General features: G+C 70.9%; 21 protein-coding genes. 12 read left to right on the top strand and 9 right to left on the bottom strand.

Annotation, left to right across the window (positions count from 1 at the left end; genetic code table 11):
• Window positions 1-3 precede the first annotated feature (3 nt).
• Window positions 4-444, top strand: a complete 441-nt coding sequence (locus ACFY5B_RS14575) for a GNAT family N-acetyltransferase (protein WP_389968849.1) — start codon at window positions 4-6, stop codon at window positions 442-444.
• A 73-nt stretch (window positions 445-517) separates the two neighbouring features.
• Entirely contained in the window at window positions 518-1,114 is a 597-nt protein-coding gene (locus ACFY5B_RS14570; protein WP_389968847.1) for a histidine phosphatase family protein, read from the top strand.
• Here ACFY5B_RS14570 and ACFY5B_RS14565 read toward each other — a convergent pair.
• Entirely contained in the window at window positions 1,096-1,542 is a 447-nt protein-coding gene (locus ACFY5B_RS14565; protein ID WP_389969196.1) for a DUF6314 family protein, read from the bottom strand. The two genes, ACFY5B_RS14570 and ACFY5B_RS14565, sit on opposite strands and share 19 nt — an antisense overlap.
• A 137-nt stretch (window positions 1,543-1,679) precedes the next feature.
• On the opposite strand from ACFY5B_RS14565, the gene ACFY5B_RS14560 reads away from it, so the two are divergent.
• Complete coding sequence (locus ACFY5B_RS14560; RefSeq protein WP_389968845.1) at window positions 1,680-4,166, top strand: alpha-L-arabinofuranosidase C-terminal domain-containing protein; 2,487 nt, start codon at window positions 1,680-1,682, stop codon at window positions 4,164-4,166.
• Window positions 4,167-4,218: 52 nt separating this feature from the next.
• On the opposite strand, the gene ACFY5B_RS14555 is transcribed toward ACFY5B_RS14560, so the two are convergent.
• The gene (locus tag ACFY5B_RS14555) at window positions 4,219-4,446 is read right to left on the bottom strand and encodes a DUF6215 domain-containing protein (RefSeq protein ID WP_389968843.1); all 228 of its coding nucleotides are present in this window, start codon (window positions 4,444-4,446) and stop codon (window positions 4,219-4,221) included.
• 189 nt (window positions 4,447-4,635) lie between these two features.
• Here ACFY5B_RS14555 and argC point away from each other — a divergent pair, with 189 nt between their 5' ends.
• The 5 genes from argC to ACFY5B_RS14530 are packed head-to-tail and all read left to right on the top strand — an operon-like array spanning window position 4,636 to window position 9,472.
• Entirely contained in the window at window positions 4,636-5,664 is a 1,029-nt protein-coding gene (argC, locus tag ACFY5B_RS14550; RefSeq protein WP_389968841.1) for an N-acetyl-gamma-glutamyl-phosphate reductase, read from the top strand.
• Window positions 5,661-6,812: a bifunctional glutamate N-acetyltransferase/amino-acid acetyltransferase ArgJ gene (argJ, locus tag ACFY5B_RS14545; protein ID WP_389968839.1), complete on the top strand. Its 1,152-nt coding sequence runs from the start codon at window positions 5,661-5,663 to the stop codon at window positions 6,810-6,812. Before argC ends, argJ begins: the two co-directional genes overlap by 4 nt.
• The gene (argB, locus tag ACFY5B_RS14540) at window positions 6,809-7,723 is read left to right on the top strand and encodes an acetylglutamate kinase (protein WP_359637527.1); all 915 of its coding nucleotides are present in this window, start codon (window positions 6,809-6,811) and stop codon (window positions 7,721-7,723) included. Before argJ ends, argB begins: the two co-directional genes overlap by 4 nt.
• Window positions 7,720-8,919, top strand: a complete 1,200-nt coding sequence (locus tag ACFY5B_RS14535) for an acetylornithine transaminase (RefSeq protein WP_389968837.1) — start codon at window positions 7,720-7,722, stop codon at window positions 8,917-8,919. The genes argB and ACFY5B_RS14535 overlap by 4 nt, the downstream gene beginning before the upstream one ends.
• A 7-nt stretch (window positions 8,920-8,926) precedes the next feature.
• On the top strand, window positions 8,927-9,472 hold the full coding sequence (locus ACFY5B_RS14530; RefSeq protein ID WP_344454478.1) for an arginine repressor: 546 nt from the start codon (window positions 8,927-8,929) through the stop codon (window positions 9,470-9,472).
• A gap of 376 nt (window positions 9,473-9,848) precedes the next feature.
• Here ACFY5B_RS14530 and ACFY5B_RS14525 read toward each other — a convergent pair whose 3' ends face one another.
• The 6 genes from ACFY5B_RS14525 to ACFY5B_RS14500 form a co-directional block, all read right to left on the bottom strand.
• Window positions 9,849-10,652 carry an FAD:protein FMN transferase gene (locus ACFY5B_RS14525; protein ID WP_389968835.1) on the bottom strand — a complete coding sequence of 268 codons (804 nt, stop codon included), beginning with the start codon at window positions 10,650-10,652 and terminating at the stop codon, window positions 9,849-9,851.
• Window positions 10,645-11,724 (bottom strand): FMN-binding protein, encoded by a 1,080-nt coding sequence (locus ACFY5B_RS14520; protein WP_389968833.1) that lies wholly within the window; start codon window positions 11,722-11,724, stop codon window positions 10,645-10,647. Before ACFY5B_RS14520 ends, ACFY5B_RS14525 begins: the two co-directional genes overlap by 8 nt.
• Before the next feature lie 40 nt (window positions 11,725-11,764).
• Window positions 11,765-13,147: a ferric reductase-like transmembrane domain-containing protein gene (locus ACFY5B_RS14515; protein WP_389968831.1), complete on the bottom strand. Its 1,383-nt coding sequence runs from the start codon at window positions 13,145-13,147 to the stop codon at window positions 11,765-11,767.
• A 126-nt stretch (window positions 13,148-13,273) separates the two neighbouring features.
• On the bottom strand, window positions 13,274-13,972 hold the full coding sequence (locus ACFY5B_RS14510; RefSeq protein ID WP_389968829.1) for a L,D-transpeptidase: 699 nt from the start codon (window positions 13,970-13,972) through the stop codon (window positions 13,274-13,276).
• A gap of 3 nt (window positions 13,973-13,975) precedes the next feature.
• Window positions 13,976-14,563: a pyridoxamine 5'-phosphate oxidase family protein gene (locus ACFY5B_RS14505; protein ID WP_389968827.1), complete on the bottom strand. Its 588-nt coding sequence runs from the start codon at window positions 14,561-14,563 to the stop codon at window positions 13,976-13,978.
• Window positions 14,564-14,703: 140 nt separating this feature from the next.
• Complete coding sequence (locus tag ACFY5B_RS14500) at window positions 14,704-15,582, bottom strand: hypothetical protein (RefSeq protein ID WP_389968825.1); 879 nt, start codon at window positions 15,580-15,582, stop codon at window positions 14,704-14,706.
• A 225-nt stretch (window positions 15,583-15,807) separates the two neighbouring features.
• Here ACFY5B_RS14500 and argH point away from each other — a divergent pair, with 225 nt between their 5' ends.
• The 4 genes from argH to ACFY5B_RS14480 all read left to right on the top strand — a co-directional run bounded on the left by argH (window position 15,808) and on the right by ACFY5B_RS14480 (window position 20,544).
• Window positions 15,808-17,241: an argininosuccinate lyase gene (gene argH / locus ACFY5B_RS14495; RefSeq protein ID WP_389968823.1), complete on the top strand. Its 1,434-nt coding sequence runs from the start codon at window positions 15,808-15,810 to the stop codon at window positions 17,239-17,241.
• A 158-nt stretch (window positions 17,242-17,399) separates the two neighbouring features.
• Window positions 17,400-18,371 (top strand): aldo/keto reductase, encoded by a 972-nt coding sequence (locus ACFY5B_RS14490; protein ID WP_389968821.1) that lies wholly within the window; start codon window positions 17,400-17,402, stop codon window positions 18,369-18,371.
• Window positions 18,372-18,460: 89 nt separating this feature from the next.
• Window positions 18,461-19,012: a TetR/AcrR family transcriptional regulator gene (locus ACFY5B_RS14485; RefSeq protein ID WP_389968819.1), complete on the top strand. Its 552-nt coding sequence runs from the start codon at window positions 18,461-18,463 to the stop codon at window positions 19,010-19,012.
• Window positions 19,009-20,544, top strand: a complete 1,536-nt coding sequence (locus ACFY5B_RS14480; RefSeq protein WP_389968817.1) for an MFS transporter — start codon at window positions 19,009-19,011, stop codon at window positions 20,542-20,544. Before ACFY5B_RS14485 ends, ACFY5B_RS14480 begins: the two co-directional genes overlap by 4 nt.
• A gap of 323 nt (window positions 20,545-20,867) precedes the next feature.
• Here ACFY5B_RS14480 and ACFY5B_RS14475 read toward each other — a convergent pair whose 3' ends face one another.
• The gene (locus tag ACFY5B_RS14475) at window positions 20,868-21,542 is read right to left on the bottom strand and encodes a lysophospholipid acyltransferase family protein (RefSeq protein ID WP_344454500.1); all 675 of its coding nucleotides are present in this window, start codon (window positions 21,540-21,542) and stop codon (window positions 20,868-20,870) included.
• Window positions 21,543-21,573 lie beyond the last annotated feature (31 nt).

Raw genomic sequence — 21,573 nt, 5'->3', positions numbered from 1 at the left:
GGCATGACCGACACGCCGAGCCTGCCCGAGGGCTACGAGATCTCCACCGACCCCGCCCGCGTCGACCGTGAGCGCGTGCACCACTGGCTGTCCACCGACGCCTACTGGGCATTGGGGCGCCCCCGGGCGACGCAGGACCGGTCGATCGAGGAGTCGCTCAACTTCGGGGCCTTCGACACGGTGTCGGGGGAGCAGGTCGCCTATGCCCGGGTGGTCACCGACCGGGCGACGTTCGGGTGGCTGTGCGATGTGTACGTCGATCCGTCGATGCGCGGCAAGGGCGTCGGAAGGGCGCTCGTGGCCGCCGCGCGGGAAGAGCTGCGGTCGTTCGGGGTGCGGCGGGTGCTGCTCGCCACGCACGACGCGCACGGGGTGTACGACAAGCTCGGATTCGCCCCGCTGGAACGGCCCGAGCAGTGGATGGCGCTCATCTTCGACCGGTGAGGGCCCAGGCACCGTGGGTAACTCGTAGGTAACAGCTCTTGACCTGCGCACTTGCTGCACCCACGATCGCCGCATGCCACTTCGGGTCACCTTCGTCGCCGCCGCGCGCAGCTCCCCGGTGCTCGCCGAGCGTTTCGATGACGAGCGGCCGCTGGACCAGGCCGGCTGGGCCGAGGTGGAGCGGGTCGCGCAGGAACTGCTGCCGCTCGCCGCGGCCGAACTGCGCTACTGCTCGCCGACTCCGCGCAGCCGGGCGACGGGGGAGGGGCTCGGGTACGCGCCGCTGGTCCAGCTCGGCCTGCGCGACTGCGACATGGGCCGGTGGCGCGGGCTGACCCTGGGCGAGGCGATGGCCCGGGAACCGGATGCCGTGGACGCCTGGCTCGCCGACCCGCGCGCCACACCGCACGGGGGTGAGTCGCTGGTCGACTTCATCACCCGGGTCGGCGGCTGGCTCGACACCCGGCCCGTCGAGGACGGCTGCCGGGTCGTGGCGGTGGCCGAGCCGTCCGTGATCCGGGCGGCCCTGGTGTACGCCCTGAAGGCACCGCCCTCGACGTACTGGAACATCGACGTCCGTCCGCTGTCGACGACGTCCGTGACGGGCCGGGCGGGGCGCTGGAACCTGCGCTTCGACGGCGGGGCGCCGGCTCAGCCCTCGCGCGCGTAGCCGGTCCGCAGGACCAGGTCCTTGGCCGGACCGCGGACGCGCCACACCGTCCGCCAGTGGTCGCTGTCGCGGACGGCGAACTCGCCGCGGTAGAGATCCGCCGAGCAGGGATGGTCGGCGACATGCCGCCCGGACGTCAGGTCCAGATCGTGGAACGGCCGCCCGTCGGCGAACCGCACGTCCGCCGTGCCGCCCGGACCGGGCAGGAACCTAAGGGTCCGCTCGGCCGGCCGGGCGACGCCCTGCCAGACGAAGGTGCCCGACTCGTGGTGCAGCAGTCCGCCGGGCCTGTCCGTGTCCGCACGGAACTCGGTGGTGCCGGTGAACTCCCCCTCCGCGCCGCTCGCGAGATCCCGCACCGACCGTGTCACGCGCCAGCGCCCGGCCAGGTACGCCAGCACATCCGGCACTGGCCAGAACTCGCCCATCCCGTACCGCTCTCCGTCCCACGCGTTGCTGCACGACCCATTGACGCGCATCCGCCCCCTCCCTATCTTGCCGTTCGAAGTGCTGATCAATGTCTGATATTTCGAACACTCCTCTACCAGAGAGCCGCGGAGTATCCATGCCAAGCACCGCCGCCCGCACCCGATGGAGACTGGGTCTCACGACCACCGCCCTCCTGACGGCAACAGCCCTCGTACCGGCCCCCGCGCACGCCGAGGACGTCACCGACTACGCGATCAGCGTCGACCCGTCCGCCCAGGGCGCGAAGATCGACGACACGATGTACGGCGTCTTCTTCGAGGACATCAACCGGGCCGCCGACGGCGGTCTGTACGCGGAACTCGTGCAGAACCGGTCCTTCGAGTACTCCACCGCCGACAACGGCTCCTACACGCCCCTGACCTCGTGGGCGGTCGGCGGCACGGCCGAGGTCGTGAACGACTCGGGCCGCCTCAACGAGCGCAACCGCAACTACCTCTCCCTGGGCGCCGGCTCGTCCGTCACGAACGCCGGCTACAACACCGGCATCCGGGTCGACCAGGGCAAGCGGTACGACTTCTCCGTCTGGGCCCGGGCCACGAGCGGCACCACGCTCACCGTCTCGCTGAAGGACACCGCGGGCACGCTCGCCACCGCCCGCCAGGTCGCCGTGAAGGGCGGCTGGGCCAAGTACAAGGCCACCTTCACCGCGACCCGCACCAGCAACCGCGGCCGGCTCGCCGTCGCCTCGACGAACGCCGCCGCGCTCGACGAGGTGTCGCTGTTTCCGCGCGAGACGTACAAGAACCAGCCGAACGGCCTGCGCAAGGACCTCGCCGAGAAGATCGCCGCCCTCAAGCCCGGCTTCGTGCGCTTCCCCGGCGGCTGCCTGGTCAACACCGGCTCCATGGAGGACTACAGCGAGGCCTCGAACTGGCAGCGCAAGCGCAGCTACCAGTGGAAGGACACCATCGGACCCGTAGAGCAGCGCGCCACCAACGCCAACTTCTGGGGCTACAACCAGAGCTACGGCCTCGGCTACTACGAGTACTTCCGCTTCTCCGAGGACATCGGCGCCATGCCGCTGCCCGTCGTCCCCGCCCTGGTGACCGGCTGCGGCCAGAACAAGGCCACCGACGACGAGGCGCTGCTCCAACGGCACATCCAGGACACCCTCGACCTCATCGAGTTCGCCAACGGCCCGGCGACCTCCAAGTGGGGCAAGGTACGCGCGCAGATGGGCCACCCCAAGCCCTTCCACCTCACCCACCTCGGTGTCGGCAACGAGGAGAACCTCCCCAAGGAGTTCTTCGCCCGCTTCGAGCGGTTCCGGACGGCCATCAAGGCGAAGTACCCGGACATCACCGTCATCTCCAACTCGGGCCCGGACGACGCCGGCACGACCTTCGACACCGCCTGGCAGCTCAACCGCGAGGGCAAGGTCGACATGGTCGACGAGCACTACTACAACAGCCCGAACTGGTTCCTCCAGAACAACGACCGCTACGACTCCTACGACCGCAACGGCCCCAAGGTCTTCCTCGGCGAGTACGCCTCCCAGGGCAACGCCTGGAAGAACGGCCTGTCCGAAGCCGCCTTCATGACCGGCCTCGAGCGCAACGCGGACGTCGTCAAGCTCGCCTCGTACGCCCCGCTGCTCGCCAACGAGGACTACGTGCAGTGGCGCCCGGACATGATCTGGTTCAACAACCGGGCCTCCTGGAACTCGGCCAACTACGAGGTCCAGAAGCTGTTCATGACCAACGTCGGTGACCGTGTCGTCCCTTCGAAGGCCACCACGACACCGAACGTCAGCGGCCCCATCACCGGCGCCGTCGGCCTGTCGACGTGGGCGACCAGCGCCGCGTACGACGACGTGAAGGTCACCTCGGCGGACGGCTCGACCCTGCTGCGCGACGACTTCTCCGGTGACGCCTCGAAGTGGACGGGCAGCGGCCGGGGCAGCTGGAGCATCCAGGACGGGGCCTACGTCCAGACGGACACCGCCGCCGAGAACACCATGGTCACGGCGGGCGACCCGGCCTGGAAGGACTACGACCTGCATGTGAAGGCCACCAAGAAGTCCGGCAAGGAGGGCTTCCTCGTCGCCTTCGGCGTCAAGGACACCGGCAACTACTACTGGTGGAACCTGGGCGGCTGGAACAACACCCAGTCCGCGATCGAACAGGCCGTGGACGGCGGCAAGGGCACCCTGATGACGAAGCCCGGGTCGATCGAGACCGGCCGCGCCTACGACATCGACATCAAGGTCCGCGGTCGCCAGGTCACCCTCTTCCTCGACGGCAAGGAGTGGGGCAGCTTCAAGGACGACAAGCCGGCCGAGCCGTTCCGCCAGGTCGTGACCAAGGACGCCAAGACCGGTGACCTGATCGTCAAGGTCGTCAACGCCCAGTCCGCCGAGGCCCGCACGGCCGTCGACCTCGGTGGCGCCGAGGTCGCCTCCACGGCCCGCGTGACCACGCTGGCCGCCGACGAGGACGCCGTGAACACCGAGACGGACACGCCGGTGACGCCGGTGACGTCCACGTTCCGGGGTGTGGCCAAGAAGTTCACCTACACCTTCCCCGCGAACTCCGTGACGTTCCTGCGGATCAAGCAGAGGTAGCACTCGCCGGTGTGGGCCGCCCCGCGGCGGCCCACACCGTCCTGCGCCCCGGTCAGGGCCCGGGCCGGAACGCCGGGCAGACCGGTTCAGCGCATCGCACCACGGCGCGCCGGAGACCGTGCCTGCCCTTGGCGGCCGGGGTCGACCCGTCGGAGCAGGTGGCGGGCTTCGGCTCCCTCTCCGCGGAGGACGTCTTCGCGAGCCCCCGGAAACCGGTGCCGAGCGCTCCCACCAGCACCACCGCCGCGAGCGCCTGCCCCCACGCGTTCGCGCTCTTCATGGGTGCGTCGATGTCCTCGGCCGGGCCTGCCGTGATCCCCTGAAATTTGCCCGCGGGCCCTAACCTGTCGCCATGGTCAGGACAACATCGGTTTCCGGGGCCGTCGCCCGGACGACCGCGCCGCCCCGGAATGGGATTGCATAAACGTGCAGAGAAACGTATAGTCATGCCCTCTAAGGAGGAGGATCCATGGCGGTACGTGCGGCAGTGGCCGGAGCGAGTGGGTACGCGGGCGGGGAACTGCTGCGTCTGCTCCTGGCGCACCCCGAGGTCGAGATCGGCGCCCTGACCGGCAACTCGAACGCGGGGCAGAGGCTCGGTGCGCTCCAGCCGCATCTGCTGCCCCTGGCCGGCCGAGTGCTCCAGGAGACCACCGCCGAGGTCCTCGCCGGTCACGACGTCGTCTTCCTCGCCCTGCCGCACGGGCAGTCCGCCGCCGTCGCCGAGCAGCTCGGCCCGGACGTGCTCGTCGTCGACATGGGCGCCGACTTCCGGCTGGCCGACGCCGCCGCCTGGGAGCGGTTCTACGGCTCCCCGCACGCCGGAACCTGGCCCTACGGCCTTCCCGAACTGCCGGGCGCCCGCGCCGCGCTGGAGGGGTCCAAGCGCGTCGCGGTGCCCGGTTGTTACCCCACGGCCGTCTCCCTCGCCCTCTTCCCGGCGTACGCCGCGGGCCTGGCCCGGGCCGAGGCCGTGATCGTCGCCGCGTCCGGCACGTCCGGCGCGGGCAAGGCACCCAAGCCGCACCTGCTCGGCAGCGAGGTCATGGGCTCGATGTCCCCCTACGGCGTCGGCGGCGGGCACCGGCACACCCCCGAGATCACCCAGAACCTCAGCGCGGCCGCCGGAGAGCCGGTGACGGTGTCCTTCACACCGACCCTCGCGCCGATGCCCCGCGGCATCCTGGCCACGTGCAGCGCCAAGGCCGCCGACGGCGTCACGGCCGAGTCCCTGCGCGCCGCCTACGAGAAGGCGTTCGCCGACGAGCCGTTCGTGCACCTGCTGCCCGAGGGCCAGTGGCCCGCCACGGCGTCCGTCTACGGTTCGAACGCCGTTCAGGTGCAGGTCGCGTACGACGCGGACGCCGGCCGGATCATCGTGATCAGCGCCATCGACAACCTCACCAAGGGCACCGCCGGCGGTGCCGTCCAGAGCATGAACATCGCCCTGGGTCTCGACGAGACCACCGGACTGACGACGATCGGAGTTGCGCCGTGAGTGTGACGGCAGCAAAGGGATTCACGGCGGCGGGCATCGCCGCCGGGATCAAGGAGAACGGCAACCCCGACCTGGCCCTCGTGGTCAACACCGGCCCCCGCCGTGCCGCCGCCGGCGTCTTCACCTCCAACCGTGTGAAGGCCGCTCCGGTGCAGTGGTCCGAGCAGGTCATGAAGAGCGGCCAGGTGTCCGCCGTCGTCCTCAACTCCGGCGGTGCCAACGCCTGTACCGGACCGAAGGGCTTCCAGGACACGCACGCGACGGCGGAGAAGGTCGCCGAGGTCCTGGGCCGGGGCGCCATCGAGGTCGCCGTCTGCTCGACCGGCCTCATCGGCCTCCTGCTCCCGATGGACAAGCTGCTCCCGGGCGTCGAGACCGCCGCCGCCCAGCTCTCCGAGCACGGCGGCGAGAAGGCCGCCATCGCCATCAAGACCACCGACACCGTCCACAAGACGTCCGTCGTCACCAAGGACGGCTGGACCGTCGGCGGCATGGCCAAGGGCGCGGGCATGCTCGCCCCGGGCCTCGCCACCATGCTCGTCGTCCTCACCACCGACGCCGACCTCGAGAACGAGGCCCTGGACAAGGCGCTGCGGGCGGCCACCCGTACGACCTTCGACCGCGTCGACTCCGACGGCTGCATGTCCACCAACGACACCGTGCTGCTGCTCGCCTCCGGCTCGGCCGGAGTCACCCCGGAGTACGAGGAGTTCGCCGAGGCCGTACGGCAGGTCTGCGACGACCTCGGACAGCAGCTCATCCGGGACGCCGAGGGCGCCAGCAAGGACATCAAGGTCGAGGTGATCAACGCCGCGACCGAGGACGACGCCGTCGAGGTGGGCCGCTCCATCGCCCGCAACAACCTCCTCAAGTGCGCCATCCACGGCGAGGACCCCAACTGGGGCCGCGTGCTCTCCGCGATCGGTACGACGAGCGCCGTCTTCGAGCCCGACCAGCTGAACGTCGCCATCAACGGCGTCTGGGTCTGCAAGAACGGCGGCGTCGGCGAGGACCGCGACCAGGTCGACATGCGGTACCGCGAGGTGCACATCGTCGCCGACCTCGCCGCCGGGTCCGAGACCGCCACCATCTGGACCAACGACCTCACCGCCGACTACGTCCACGAGAACAGCGCGTACTCGTCATGAGCAGTGGAGCGACACGCAAGCACACCGCGCTGCCCAAGGCGCAGATCCTCATCGAGGCGCTGCCCTGGCTGGTCCGGCACAACGGCAAGACGGTCGTCATCAAGTTCGGCGGCAACGCCATGATCGACGAGGACCTCAAGGCCGCCTTCGCCCAGGACGTGGTGTTCCTGCACCACGCCGGCCTCAAGCCCGTCGTCGTGCACGGAGGCGGCCCGCAGATCAGCGCCGCGCTCGACCAGCACGGCATCGTCAGCGAGTTCAAGGCGGGCCTCAGGGTGACCACCGAGGACGCCATGGACGTCGTACGGATGGTGCTGGCCGGTCAGGTCCAGCGCGAACTGGTCGGGCTGCTCAACCAGCACGGGCCGCTCGCCGTCGGCCTGACCGGCGAGGACGCGCACACCATCACCGCCACCAAGCACCAGCCCGAGATCGACGGCGAGCTGGTCGACATCGGGCGCGTCGGCGAGATCACCGCGATCGACACCGGCGCCATCGAGGCCCTGCTCGCCGACGGCCGCATCCCGGTCGTCTCCTCGATCGCCCGCTCCCAGGACGACGGACATGTCTACAACGTCAATGCTGATACGGCGGCTGCGGCACTCGCTGCTGCACTGGACGCCGAAACCCTCATGGTCCTCACGGACGTCGAGGGCCTCTACGAGGACTGGCCGCACAGCGACGAGGTGATCAGCCGCCTCACCGCCACCGAGCTGGAGCGGCTGCTGCCGGACCTGTCGTCCGGCATGGTGCCGAAGATGGAGGGCTGTCTGCACGCCGTACGCAACGGCGTGACCACCGCCCGCGTCATCGACGGCCGGGTCCAGCACTCGATCCTGCTGGAGATCTTCACCGACGAGGGCATCGGCACCATGGTCGTGCCCGACGAGCACGAGGGGGACGCCGTATGACCGCGCAGCAGGAGTACGCCGAGCGGTGGCAGGGCGCGCTCATGAACAACTACGGCACCCCGCTGCTGGCCCTGGAGCGCGGCGCGGGCACCAAGGTGTGGGACGCCGACGGCAACGAGTACCTAGACTTCGTCGGCGGCATCGCCACCAACGCCCTCGGCCACGCCCACCCGGCGATCGTCGAGGCCGTCAGCCGGCAGATCGGTTCCCTCGGGCACATCTCCAACTTCTTCATGGCCGAGCCGACCGTCGCCCTGGCCGAGCGGCTGCTCAACCTGTTCGGCCGGGACGGCAAGGTCTTCTTCTGCAACTCCGGCGCCGAGGCCAACGAGGCCGCCTTCAAGATCGGCCGGCTGACCGGGCGGACCCACATCGTGGCGACCGAGGGCGCCTTCCACGGACGGACCATGGGCGCCCTGGCGCTGACCGGTCAGCACGGCAAGCGCGAGCCGTTCCTGCCGCTGCCCGGTGACGTCACGCACGTGCCGTTCGGCGACGCGCAGGCCCTGGCCGCGGCGGTGACCGAGGAGACCGCGCTCGTCATCCTCGAACCGATCCAGGGCGAGCTCGGCGTCGTCGTCCCGCCCGCCGGCTACCTCAAGGCGGCCCGGGCCATCACGGCGGCGACCGGGGCGCTTCTCGTCCTCGACGAGGTGCAGACCGGCATCGGCCGGACCGGGCACTGGTTCGAGTACCAGGCCCACGAGGGCGTCCTGCCCGACGTCGTCACCCTCGCCAAACAGCTGGGCGGCGGCCTGCCGCTCGGCGCGACCGTCGCCTTCGGGCGCGCGGCCGACCTGCTCCAGCCCGGCCAGCACGGCACCACCTTCGGCGGCAACCCGGTCGCCTGCGCCGCGGGGCTCGCCGTTCTCGACACCATCGAGAACGAGGGGTTGCTGGAGAACGTCAAGCGGCAGAGCGAGAGGTTGCGGGACGGAATCGAGGGCCTCGGCCATCAGTTGATCGATTTCGTCCGGGGCGCGGGACTCCTCCTGGGTATCGTGCTCACCGAACCGCTCGCGCCCCAGCTGCGCGAGGCGGCTCAGGAGGCCGGATTCCTGGTCAACGCGCCCGCCCCCGACGTCGTACGGCTGATGCCGCCGCTGAACCTCCGCGACGACGAGGTGGACGCGTTCCTCGGGGCGCTGCCCGGCATCCTCCAGGCAGTCAGCGGGGACGGACGATCCGGGGAATGAGACGACGATGAGCCAGGCGCAGGACCACGAGCAGCCGGGGGCGAACGGGCCCGCCGTGCCGCAGACCCGCACCGCCCGCCACCGCCGGATCGTGGACATCCTCAACCGGCAGCCGGTCCGGTCGCAGAGCCAGCTGGCGAAGCTGCTCGCCGACGACGGGCTGAGTGTCACGCAGGCCACGCTCAGCCGGGACCTGGACGAGCTGAACGCGGTGAAGATCCGCAACGCCGACGGCGATCTGATCTACGCGGTGCCCAGCGAGGGCGGGTTCCGTACGCCCCGGGCGCCGCTGGGCGGGTCGGCGAAGGAGGAGCGGATGCGGCGGCTCTCGCAGGAGCTGCTGATCTCCGCGGAGGCCTCGGCGAATCTCGTGGTGCTGCGTACCCCTCCGGGGGCTGCGCAGTTCCTGGCCTCGGCCATCGACCAGGCCGAGCTGCACGACATTCTGGGGACGATCGCCGGTGACGACACGCTGATGCTGATCAGCAGGGAACCGACGGGTGGGCAGGCACTGGCGGATCACCTGCTGAGGTTGGCGCAGAACGGGCACTGAGCGCCGTAGGGCTGCCGGTGGTGGGTGGGTGCGGGTGCGCTGTGGCTTGTCGCGCAGTTCCCCGCGCCCCTTCAGGGGGTCTGCCCCAGCTGTGGGCATGCGTGCCGTAGGGCTGCCGGTGGTGGGTGGGTGCGGGTGCGCTGTGGCTTGTCGCGCAGTTCCCCGCGCCCCTTCAGGGCGTCTGCCCCAGCTGTAGGCATGCGTGCCGTAGGGCTGCCGATGGTGGGTGGGTGCGGGTGCGCTGTGGTTTGTCGCGCAGGTCCGTGCGCCCCTGGGTCGGCTCAGCTGCGGGCAGTCGTGCCGCTGGGGCGGCACGGGTGGGCGCGGCGGCACCCCGTTACGCCGGGCTGCGAAACCCCCCGCCCCCAGCCACAACTCACCCCAGCCGCGCCGCCAAGCCCCCAGTGCACCGCACCTCGTCCCCGGCCGTGATCAGCAGCGCTTCCACATCCGGCAGGGACTCCAGCCACGCCAGGCCCTCCCGCGAGCCCATCGCGAACGCGGCCGTCGCCCAGCAGTCCACCCACGTCAGCCGGGGACCCACCACCGTCACGGCGACCAGGTCGGTCACCGCGGAACGCCCCGTGCGGGGGTCGACGATGTGGTCTCCGCGCTCCGCCGTCCCGGACGTGGCCACGGACAGTTCCTCCGCCCCGGCCGCCGAGACGACCGCCGCGAGACCCCCCGGACGCAACGGGTCGGACACGCCCACCCGCCACGGCCGCTGCCCACCCGGTGTCCCGAGCAACTGCACATCGCCGCCGCCGTTCAGGTTCACCCCGCACACCCCGGGCACGTCCGCCAGCAGCCGCGCCGCCCGCTCGACCGCCCAGCCCTTCACGATGCCGGTCGGATCGAGGCGGCCCTGATACGACGTGCTGAACCAGCCGTCGCTCAGCCGCTCGGCCTCGGCGGCCAGTTCCAGCACCTCGGCGACCTCGGGATCGCACTGGGCGACGGTCACCTCACCGCGCTGCAGCCGCGAGATCTGGCTGTCCTCGCGGTACGTGCTGAACACCGCGTCCACCCGGTGCAGCCCGGCGACGGCCTCGTCCAGGGCGGCGCGCACGGCGGCCGGTTCCCCGCCGCGGACGTCGAAGGAGAAGACGGTCCCCATCGTCTCCTCGGCATGACGTACCGCGGCGGGAGCCTGTGCGGAGTCGGCCACCGTGTCAGCCACCGGCCTGGTCCAGCGCGGACTGGAGGGACTTCTTGTAGCCGGCGCTGGTGTACGTGGCGCCCGACACCGCGTCGATGTCCGCGGTTCCGGCCGCCACGGCCGCCTGGTTGAGGCGGGGGACGGAGGAGGAGGTGATCTGGTCGCTGCGGCCGCCCTTGGGGGCCTGGACCGCCTCGGCCTTGGTGATCTTCCCCCCGGCGACGGTCACCCGGACCTGCACCGGCCCGTACTGCGTCTGCGCCACGCTGCCGGTCAGCGTCTGTGTCGCCGCCTGGCCACCGCCCGACCCCGCCGCCTGGCCGCCGCCCGACCCCGCCGCCTGCGAGGAACCGCCCCCGGCCGGCGCCTTGTCGAGCGCCGACTGGAGCGACTTCTTGTAGCCGGCGCTGGTGTATGTGGCGCCCGACACCGCGTCGATGTCCGCGGTTCCGGCCGCCACGGCCGCCTGGTTGAGGCGGGGGACCGAGCTGGCGGTGATCTGGTCGCTGCGGCCGCCCTTGGGGGCCTGGACCGCCTCGGCCTGTGTGATCTTGCCGTTGCTCATGGTCAGGCGGACCTGCACCGGCCCGTACTGCGTCTGAGCGACATCGCCGGTCAGCGTCTGCGCACCGCCCGAGCCCTGCTGCGCTCCGGCCGACGCCTTGGCCTTGTCCAGGGCCGACTGGAGGGACTTCTTGTAGCCGGCGCTGGTGTACGTCGCCCCGGAGACCGCGTCGATCTCCGCGCTCTGCGCCGCCACGGCCGCCTGGTTGAGGCGGGGGACCGAGCTGGCGGTGATCTGGTCGCTGCGGCCGCCCTTGGGGGCCTGGACCGCCTCGGCCTGGGTGATCTTGCCGTTGCTCATGGTCAGGCGGACCTGCACCGCGCCGTACTGCGTCTGCGCCGCGTCACCGGTGACCGCGCCGTTCACGCCGCCCTGCGGTGCCTGCCCGGCCGCCGCGGGCGGCGCCTGCCCCGCCGCCTGGGCGGACCCCGGGTCGGAGGCCGGCTTCAAGGACAGCAGCAGCACGATCCCGGAGACGGTGGCTGCGCCGGCGAGCACGGCACGCCGGACGGGGTGAGACTTCCTCATCGTTTCCCAAACTCCTGAAGGGCCGTTGGTGTCCCGTCGCTCACATCTCGAACGACTCGTGATGGATGCGGCGGGCGGGTACTCCCGCTCCGCGCAGTGCCTCGTAGACCGACTGCGCGAAACCGGGCGGCCCGCACATGAAGACGTCGTGGTCGTCGATGTCCGGGATCTTCCGCTGGAGGGACTCCGCGGAGATGTCCGGGCGTTCCCCTTCCGGACTGTTGACCGCGTACATCAGCCGGGCGCCGCGCTCGTCGGCGATCTTGGCGAGTTCGCCCCAGAGCGCCAGGTCCTGGGTGGTGTTGGCCCGGTAGAGCAGGGTGATGTCACCGGACGCGCCCGGCAGCGTCTCGAACAGCGCCCGCATCGGCGTGATGCCGACCCCGCCCGCGACGAGCAGGACCTTGCCGCGGCTGCGGCGCTGCGCGGTCATCGCGCCGTACGGGCCCTCGGCCCACACCTTGGTGCCGGGCTCGAGGTCCCGCAGCCGGGAGGTGTGGTCACCGATCGCCTTGACCGTGATGCGCAGCATGTCCGGGCGGGGAGCCGCCGACAGCGAGTACGGGTGCGAACTGAAGCGCATGCCCGGCGCCTTGAACCGCCAGCGGAAGAAGTGCCCGGCCTCCGCGCCCATCCGGTGCAGCTTGCGCCCGCTGATCAGCACGGACACGATCCCCGGGGTCTCCTCGATGACGGCCGCGACGCGCATGCGGTGCCGCAGGTTCAGCCGGATCGGGGTGAGGATCCGGTACCAGACGACCAGCGCGGTCACCACGCCGTAGAGCCCGTACCAGAAGGTCTTCGCGGCCGGCTCGACGGCGAACTCGTTGCCGGTCGTGATCTGGTGCCAGAACGTCATGTACACCGAGGCGTACGTGAGCAGATGCACGTGGTACCAGGTGTCGTAGCCGATCAGGCGGCGCACCCCGCCGATCGACAGGATCCCGATGAGGAACAGCAGGCCCGTGCCGATGGCGGCCTTGCCCATGTCCGGCAGTTGGTTGATGGAGTCCGTCGTCTGCTGGACGATGTCGCCGAGCCCCTTGCCCGCCTGGAGCGCGTAGCCCCACATGGTGAGGAAGACGTGGGCCAGCACAAGACAGAGCGTGTAACGGCCGGTCATGGCGTGCCAGCGCGCGACCCGGTCGGTGCCCACCCGGCGCTCCAGCGCGGGCACCCGGGCCATCTGGAGCACCACCAGCGCCATGAGGTAGCCGGCGAGCAGACCGGTGATCCGGCCGGCGGCCAGGATCTTGCTCGTGTTGTCCGCGAGGGACGGTGTGTTGTCCCACCACAGCCACAGCACGGCCGCCGCACCGGCCCACAGGGCGATCAGCAGCGGAACGGCCGGGGAGCGGCGCGGGCGGATGCGGCGCATCGTCTGGCGGCGGGCGGCACGTCCGCCTGCGAGCGTGGTGGTCACGGTTCCTCCGTGGGGACTTGACCCTTGGCCCACAGATACGGACCGCGACGCAGGAGTGTTCAGTCGTGCACCGAGTCGCGTGCGGACGGGAGTGACCGCTGGTCACGCTCACGCGGGTCCTCCCCGTCACAGGCGGGTGACGGCCGTGCTCCCGCTCCGCGTGCCCACGGCGATGTGCGGCCGCCGGGCGGGGTCGGCCCACACGAGGATCCGCCGCATCGCCTTCTCGGGCACGGAGACGCAACCGGCCGTCGCCCCCCGCCCGTCGACGTGGAGGAAGATGCCCGCACCGCGCCCCCGCACGGGCCGGGCGTAGTTGAAGCCGATGACGAGCGCGTGCGCGTACTGCGCGGAGTAGGTGATCAGGTGCTCGGACTCCGCGGCCCGGCAGTCGGCCGCACGCGGCTCGCTCCAGCGGTTGTAGGACCGGGAGTCGTTGTCCTGGCACCACCAGGAATCCCGGTGCACCCGGCGGTAGGTGTACGCCGTCCCGCGTGGCGCGGCCTTGATGCCGAAGGCGTACGGCAGGCCGTAGAGGCCGGTGGGCGTGGTGTTGGTGCCCTGCTTGCGGGTGGCGCCCGCGACGAGTCCGTTCGCTCCGAAACGGGCGGGTGCGGAGCCCCTCTTCACCCAGCGCCCGTCCTCGCGGTCCCACCAGGTGACCGTGCCCGTCGTCGAGGCCGGCTTCGGGGCCACCGCGGTGATCAGCTGGGTGCCGCCGCCGGTGTGGGCCATGCGGGCCGGCAGCGGCGGTGAGGGGGCGGCCGGACCGGCGCCGAGCACGATCAGGGAGGAGACGGCGAGGGCGACGGCACCGGGGTGCATGCCTCAGACGGTAGAGGGAGGCAGCGGCAACGGCAGCCCGGGTAGTCCGTCCAGGCTGCTGGCGATGTGCTCCTTCTTGCTGAAGTAAGCGCTGAGCGAGGCGTCGTCCTCCCGGGCGAACCGCTTGCCGTGCAGGTCCCGGTCCTCCTCGTACGCCATGAAGGGCACCCCGTAACCGCAGGTGTCGCGGACGAGCTCGGCGGTGACGACGATGATCGCGCGCAGTCCGTGCTGCGTCGGGTCGATGTCCGGAAAGTGCGCGAGCAGTTCCCGGAAACGGGGGTCGTCGCGGAAGACCGGCTCACCTCTGCCGTGCACGCGGACGATGTTCGGCGGGCCCTGGAAGGCACACCACATCAGGGTGATCCGCCCGTTCTCCCGCAGATGGGCGATGGTCTCGGCGTTGGAACCGGCGAAGTCGAGGTAGGCCACCGTGAGCTCGTCGAGCACCGCGAAGGAGCCCGTGAGGCCCTTGGGGGAGAGGTTGACGGTGCCGTCGGCGGCCAGGGGCGCGGTGGCGGTGAAGAAGACCGGCTGTGCCTCGATGAAGGTGCGGAGCCGACCGTCTATGCGCTCATAAGTCATTCCCATGTCGAACGATTATGGCCGCAGTTCTTTCGACGGTCTAAGGAAATGCGGGGTCCGGTCACCTCTGCCGGACCCCGCAAGCGGACGTCTGCTGTGGCCGCCCCGGCCGGCGCTCCCACGGGGCGGCCACAGCGCCTGTCACCTCACTTGTTGAGTGTGCAGGCGGCCAGGGAGTCCAGGCCCTGGGGCTTGGCGGCGGTCCGGCCGATGGCGGTGGCGATGCGGTTGACGGTCGAGACGCGCTTGTCCTTGAGGGGGCCGAGGATGGCGTTCTGGACGAAGTTGGGGCCGCCCTGGCCCACGGTGTTCACCAGGCGGGTGTTGGCTTCCCGGATCTGGGTGTCGAGGAGGGCGAGGTTGCGGTCGACCTCGGCCTTGGCGGAGGCGGGGACGGCCGGGAGCTTGGAGCGGACGTCGGGGCAGGTGATCGTGCCGGCGGCGGCGTTGCCGGCATTCCCTGCGTTGCCGGCATTTCCTGCGTTGCCCGCGTTACCGGCATTGCCCGCATTCCCGGCGTTACCCGCGTTACCGCCCGCCTGCGGCTTGCCGGCCGCGCCGCCGCCCGCGTTGGTGCCCGCGGCGTTGAGCTTGCAGGTGGCCAGGGAGTCCAGGCCCTGGGGCTTGGCGGCGGTCCGGCCGATGGCGGTGGCGATGCGGTTGACGGTCGCGACGCGCTTGTCCTTGAGGGGGCCGAGGATGGCGTTCTGGACGAAGTTGGGGCCGCCCTGGCCCACGGTGTCGACCAGGCGCTTGTTGGCTTCCTGGATCTGCGTGTTGAGCAGGGTGAGGTTGCGGTCGACCTCGGCCTTGGCGGAGGCGGGGACCGCCGGGAGCTTGGAGCGGACGTCGGGGCACGAGATGGTGCCGGGACCCGCCAGCGTCCGGGCGTTCTTGGCGCCGCTGTCGGGCGTCTCCCCGGCGAGGGCGAAGCCGGCGATCACCGTGCCGGACAGCGCCACCGCGGCGGCGCCGCCGATGAACGTGACGCGACGCTTGTTGTACTTCGGAAGAGCCCTGGACATGCGGATGCCTCACTAGGGGGTCGGGGTGTCGTCGGTGTCGTAACGCGGCGCCTGCGTTCGGCGAGAGGTACGGGTAAGCGGTTTCCCGCGTTCAAAGGATCTTCAAATTCCTCTCACGTGACCGGAAACGGCCCCTCGGCCCCGCTGGATTGACGAATCATGCAAAGGTCTGCATACTCATGCATGACGGTGAGGCACATCCACACCCCCTTGAGGAGCGCGCAGGTGAGCAGCAACAACGGTGACGTCCGGCTCTGGGGCGGCCGTTTCGCCGACGGTCCCGCCGAGGCCCTGGCGAAGCTGTCCGCGTCCGTCCACTTCGACTGGCGGCTCGCGCCGTACGACATCGCCGGTTCCCGTGCCCACGCGCGCGTGCTGCACAAGGCGGGCCTGCTCACCGAGGACGAGCTGGCCCGCATGATCGCCGGTCTCGACCAGCTCGAGGCGGACGTCGCCGACGGCTCCTTCGTGGGCACCATCGCCGACGAGGACGTGCACACCGCGCTGGAGCGCGGCCTCCTGGAGCGCCTCGGCCCCGACCTCGGCGGCAAGCTGCGTGCGGGCCGCTCCCGCAACGACCAGGTCGCGACCCTCTTCCGCATGTACCTGCGGGACCACGCCCGGATCGTCGGCGGCCTGATCGCCGAGCTCCAGGACGCGCTGATCGGCCTCGCCGAGGCCCACCCCGACGTGGCGATGCCCGGTCGCACGCACCTCCAGCACGCCCAGCCCGTCCTGTTCGCCCACCACGTCCTGGCCCACGTCCAGTCCCTCTCCCGGGACGCGGAGCGGCTGCGCCAGTGGGACGCCCGCACGGCGGTCTCGCCCTACGGCTCCGGCGCCCTCGCCGGCTCCTCCCTCGGGCTGGACCCGGAGGCGGTGGCCGAGGACCTCGGCTTCGAGCACGGCTCGGCCGGCAACTCCATCGACGGCACGGCCTCCCGCGACTTCGTCGCCGAGTTCGCGTTCATCACGGCGATGATCGGGGTCAACCTCTCCCGGATCGCCGAGGAGGTCATCATCTGGAACACGAAGGAGTTCTCCTTCGTGACCCTGCACGACGCGTTCTCCACCGGCTCGTCGATCATGCCGCAGAAGAAGAACCCGGACATCGCGGAGCTGGCCCGTGGCAAGTCGGGCCGCCTGATCGGCAACCTGACGGGCCTGATGGCCACGCTCAAGGCCCTCCCGCTCGCGTACAACCGCGACCTGCAGGAGGACAAGGAGCCGGTCTTCGACTCCATCGACCAGCTGGAGGTCCTGCTCCCGGCCTTCACCGGCATGATGGCCACCCTCACCGTCCACCGCGAGCGCATGGAGGAACTGGCCCCGGCCGGCTTCTCCCTCGCCACGGACATCGCCGAGTGGCTGGTGAAGCAGGGCGTGCCGTTCCGCGTGGCCCACGAGGTGGCGGGCGAGTGCGTGAAGGTCGCCGAGTCCGAGGACAAGGAACTGGACGCCCTGACCGACGAACAGTTCGCCAAGATCTCCGCCCACCTCACCCCCGAGGTGCGGACGGTCCTGAACGTCCCCGGCGCCCTCGCCTCCCGCAACGGCAGGGGCGGCACGGCCCCCAGCGCGGTCGCCGTCCAGCTGGCAGAGGTCAAGGCCGACGTGGCGGCCCAGCACGAGTGGGCAGTGGCCAAGAAGCAGGCCTGAGGGCGTCGCCCCCAGGGGCCGGGCGGGTGCGCGACAAGCCACGACGCACCCGCACTCGCCGAAGCACCGCTCGAACCGAGCACTGAGAGCGAGCGTCGAAGGTCATCGCGGGTACGTTGGTCGGAAGCCGTACCGGACCCGACCGAACGGAGCCCGCGATGCCCTTCGCGCGACTGGCAACCGCAACGACCCCCACCTGCCACATCGGACTGGGCCTCGCCGCCGTAGGACGCCCCGGTTACATCAACCTCGGCCGTGACGAAGACCTCGGAGAAGACCGCAGCGTCGAAACGCTGCGCACCCGCACGCACGAACTCCTCGACGCCGCCTACGCCCAGGGCGTCCGCTACTTCGACGCCGCCCGCTCCTACGGCCGCTCCGAGGAGTTCCTCGCCGAATGGCTCAAGGCCAGGCCGGCCTTCGGCGACATCGTCGTGGGCAGCAAGTGGGGTTACACCTACACCGCCGGCTGGTCCACCGACGCCGAGCAGCACGAGGTCAAGGACCACACCCTCGCCACCTACGAACGGCAGCGCGCGGAGAGCGAGACGCTGCTCGGCGACCGGCTCGACCTCTATCAGATCCACTCGGTGACCCCGGACAGCCCGGCCCTGACCGACAAGGAACTGCACGCGAAGCTCGCGGAAGCCGCCGCGCAGGGCCTCACCGTCGGGTTCTCCACCAGCGGCCCCGCCCAGGCGGACGCCATCCGCGCCGCCCTCGCCGTGACGGTCGACGGCGAACCCCTCTTCCGCACCGTGCAGTCCACGTACAACGCGCTGGAGACCTCCGCCGGCCCGGCCCTCGCCGAGGCGCACGAGGCCGGACTCACCGTGATCGTCAAGGAGGGCATGGCCAACGGCCGGCTCGCCGGGCCCCATGCGCCGGACGCCGTGCGGGAGATCGCCGAGCGGACCGGGCTGGGCTGCGACGCCGTCGCCCTGGCCGTCATCCTGCGGCAGCCCTGGGCCGGTGTCGTCCTGTCCGGCGCGGCCACCACCAACCAGCTCGCCTCGAACCTGCACGCGGCGGTCGTCGACCTCGACGACGACGAGCTCGAGCGCCTCGCCACGCTGGTGGAGGACCCGCAGGCGTACTGGGAGCGGCGCGCGCAGCTGCCCTGGCACTGATCACCCCGTCAGCTGCACCGATACGGCAGCCATGAGTCACGCATGCCCCGAGTGAGACATTGATGTCTCATTTGGGTTATGGTTGTCTCATGGCTGTCGATCCTGAGCACGTGCTGCGCGCCGCCGCGGCCCTGCTGACCCGCAATTCCACCGCGACCATGGACGAGGTCGCGAAGGCCGCCGGAATCAGCCGGGCCACGCTGCACCGGCACTTCGCCGGACGCGACGCCCTCGTCCGGGCGCTGGAGGCGCTCGGCATCGCCGAGTGCGAAGCCGCCCTGGACGAGGCCCGGCTCGACGAGGGCTCGGCAAGCGACGCCGTACGCCGACTGGTCGGGGCCATCGAGCCCGCCGCCGGACTGCTCGCGTTCCTCTACACCGAGAACCAGCTGTTCGAGGGCGAGGAGCAGAACGCCGGCTGGGCCACGATCGACGACCGCATCTCCGCCCTGTTCCGGCGCGGCCAGCTCGGCGGTGAATTCCGCATCGACCTCACGCCCGCCTGGCTCACCGAGGCGCTGTACGGCCTGATGGCCTCCGGCGCCTGGATGGTGCACAGCGGCAAGGGCGCCCCCAAGGACTTCCAGCACATGATCGTCGAGCTGTTGCTCGGCGGCGCACTCAGGAGAGAGGAATCATGACCAGCACCCTGCAGCCGGCGAAGACCACCGAGGCGGTGGAGCGCCCGGGCCGCTGGCTCGCGCTCGGTGTCCTGGTACTCGCCGTGTTGCTGGTGGCCGTCGACGCGACCGTCCTCGGCCTCGCGACCCCCTACATCAGCGAGGATCTGAAGCCCTCCGGCACTCAGCTGCTGTGGATCGGCGACGTCTACTCGTTCGTCATCGCCGGTCTGCTCGTCTCCATGGGCAGCCTCGGCGACCGGATCGGCCGCAAGCGGATCCTGCTGATCGGTGCCACGGCGTTCGGCGCGATATCCGTCGTCAACGCCTACGCCACCACGCCCGAGATGATGATCGTCGCGCGGGCGCTGCTCGGCGTCGCCGGTGCGACCCTGATGCCGGCCACCCTCGCCCTGATCCGCAACCTCTTCCACGACCCGCGCGAACGCAGCCTCGCCGTCGGCATCTGGGGCGCCACCGCCTCCGCCGGTACGGCGGTCGGGCCGATCGTCGGCGGGTTCCTGCTGGAGCACTTCTGGTGGGGCTCGGTCTTCCTGATCAACCTGCCGGTGATGGCCGTCCTGGTCCTCGTCGGCATCAAGCTGCTGCCCGAGTCGCGCACATCGAACCCCGGCCCCTGGGATCTGGTCAGCGTCGTGCTGTCGCTGGTCGGCATGATCGGTGTGGTGTACGCGATCAAGGAGGCCGCCACCCACGGTTTCGGGTGGAGCACCCTGGCAGCGGGCCTGCTGGGCACGGCCGCCCTGTCCGGATTCGTCCGCCGTCAGCTCAGGCTGCCGACGCCGCTGCTGGACATGCGGTTGTTCCGTCACCGCGGCTTCAGCGGGGCGGTGCTGGCCGATCTGCTGACCATCCTCGGCCTGTCCGGACTGGTGTTCTTCCTGTCCCAGTATCTGCAACTCGTCCAGGGCAGGCGGCCGTTCGAGGCCGGGCTGGCCGAGCTGCCCGCGGCGATCGGCGCGGTGGTGGCCGGGCTGGTCGCGGGGCGTGTGGCCCGGCGCTTCTCGGTGCGGGCCGTGGTCTCCGGCGGCCTCGCGGCGATAGGCGTGGCTCTGGCCGCGCTCACGGTGCTCGACCAGTCCACGGGCTACCCGCTGCTCGGCACCGCGCTGCTGGTGGTCGGTGTGGGCGCCGGCTTCTCGTTCACCGTGACGGCGGACGTCATCCTCTCCAGCGTGCCCAAGGAGCAGGCGGGTTCGGCCTCCGCCGTGTCCGAGACGGCGTACGAACTCGGCGCCGCGCTCGGTATCGCCGCGCTGGGCTCCATCGTCACCGGCGTCTACCGCGACTTCACCGGCCCCGCGGGCACACCGCCCGCGGCCCACGAGTCGCTGGGCGGCGCCGCCGAGGCGGCGGCACACATGCCCGCCCACAGCGCCGCCACGATGCTCGACGCGGCTCGCACGTCCTTCGTCGAGGGCCTGGCCCTGGCAGCGGGCGCGGGCGCGGCGGTCCTCCTGGCAGCGGCGGTGGCGGCGTGGTTCCTGCTACGAGGCCAGAAGCTGGAAGGCGACGGACCGCAACACGCATGAGCGCCACGCCCTCGAGGTCATGCCCTCAGGGGCGCGGGGAACTGCGCGCACAGGCACGGGGCTCCACATGGCCACGCCCTTGAGTCATGCCCCTGAGGGGCGCGGGGAACTGCGCGCACAGGCACGGGGCTCCACATGGCCACGCCCTTGAGGTCATGCCCTCAGGGGCGCGGGGAACCGCGCGACACGCTCACGGGGCTGCACACCAGCGACGCCTTGGAGGTCATGCCCTTCAGGGGCGCGGGGAACTGCGCGACAAGCCCGCGCGACCCGCAGCCGCCGACGGCCCCCGGCCGCCCGACCCCGTCCGCGCCCCGGGAAACCTACGCCGCTTCCTTCGCCTTGCTCGCGTACATGTCCACGTACTCCTGCCCGGACAGCCGCATCACCTCGGCCATCACCGAGTCCGTCACGGCCCGCAGCACATACCGGTCCCGGTCCATCCCCTCGTACCGGGAGAACTCCATCGCCTCACCGAAGCGCACCGTGACCTTGCCCGGACGGGGCAGCCCCGCCCCACCCGGCTGCAGCTTGTCCGTGCCGATCATGGCGAAGGGCACCACGGGCGCACCCGTCATCAGGGTCAGCCGGGCGATCCCCGTCCGCCCCCGGTACAGCCGCCCGTCGGGCGACCGCGTCCCCTCCGGGTAGATGCCGAACATGCGGCCCTCCTCCAGCACGCGCCGCCCGGTCATCAGCGCGGCGACACCGCCCCGCCCACCGTCCCGGTCCACCGGGATCATGCCGACGCCGGTGAAGAACCAGGCCATCAGCCGGCCCTTGAGACCCTTGCCGGTGACGTACTCGTCCTTGCCGATGAAGACGACCTGACGGTCGCAGACCAGCGGCAGGATCATCGAGTCGATGAACGTCAGGTGGTTGCCGGCCAGGATGACCGGGCCATCACCGGGAATGTGCTCCGCACCCTCCACCTGTGGGCGGAACATCAGGCGCATGATCGGGCCGAGCACTGCCTTGATGAGCACGAAGCGGGACAACGGACCCTCCGGTGTCAAGGGGTTCTGTATG

The organism is Streptomyces sp. NPDC013187 (assembly GCF_042899705.1).
GTDB lineage: Bacteria > Actinomycetota > Actinomycetes > Streptomycetales > Streptomycetaceae > Streptomyces > Streptomyces hawaiiensis_A.
This window is presented reverse-complemented; position numbering and strand designations above follow the sequence as displayed.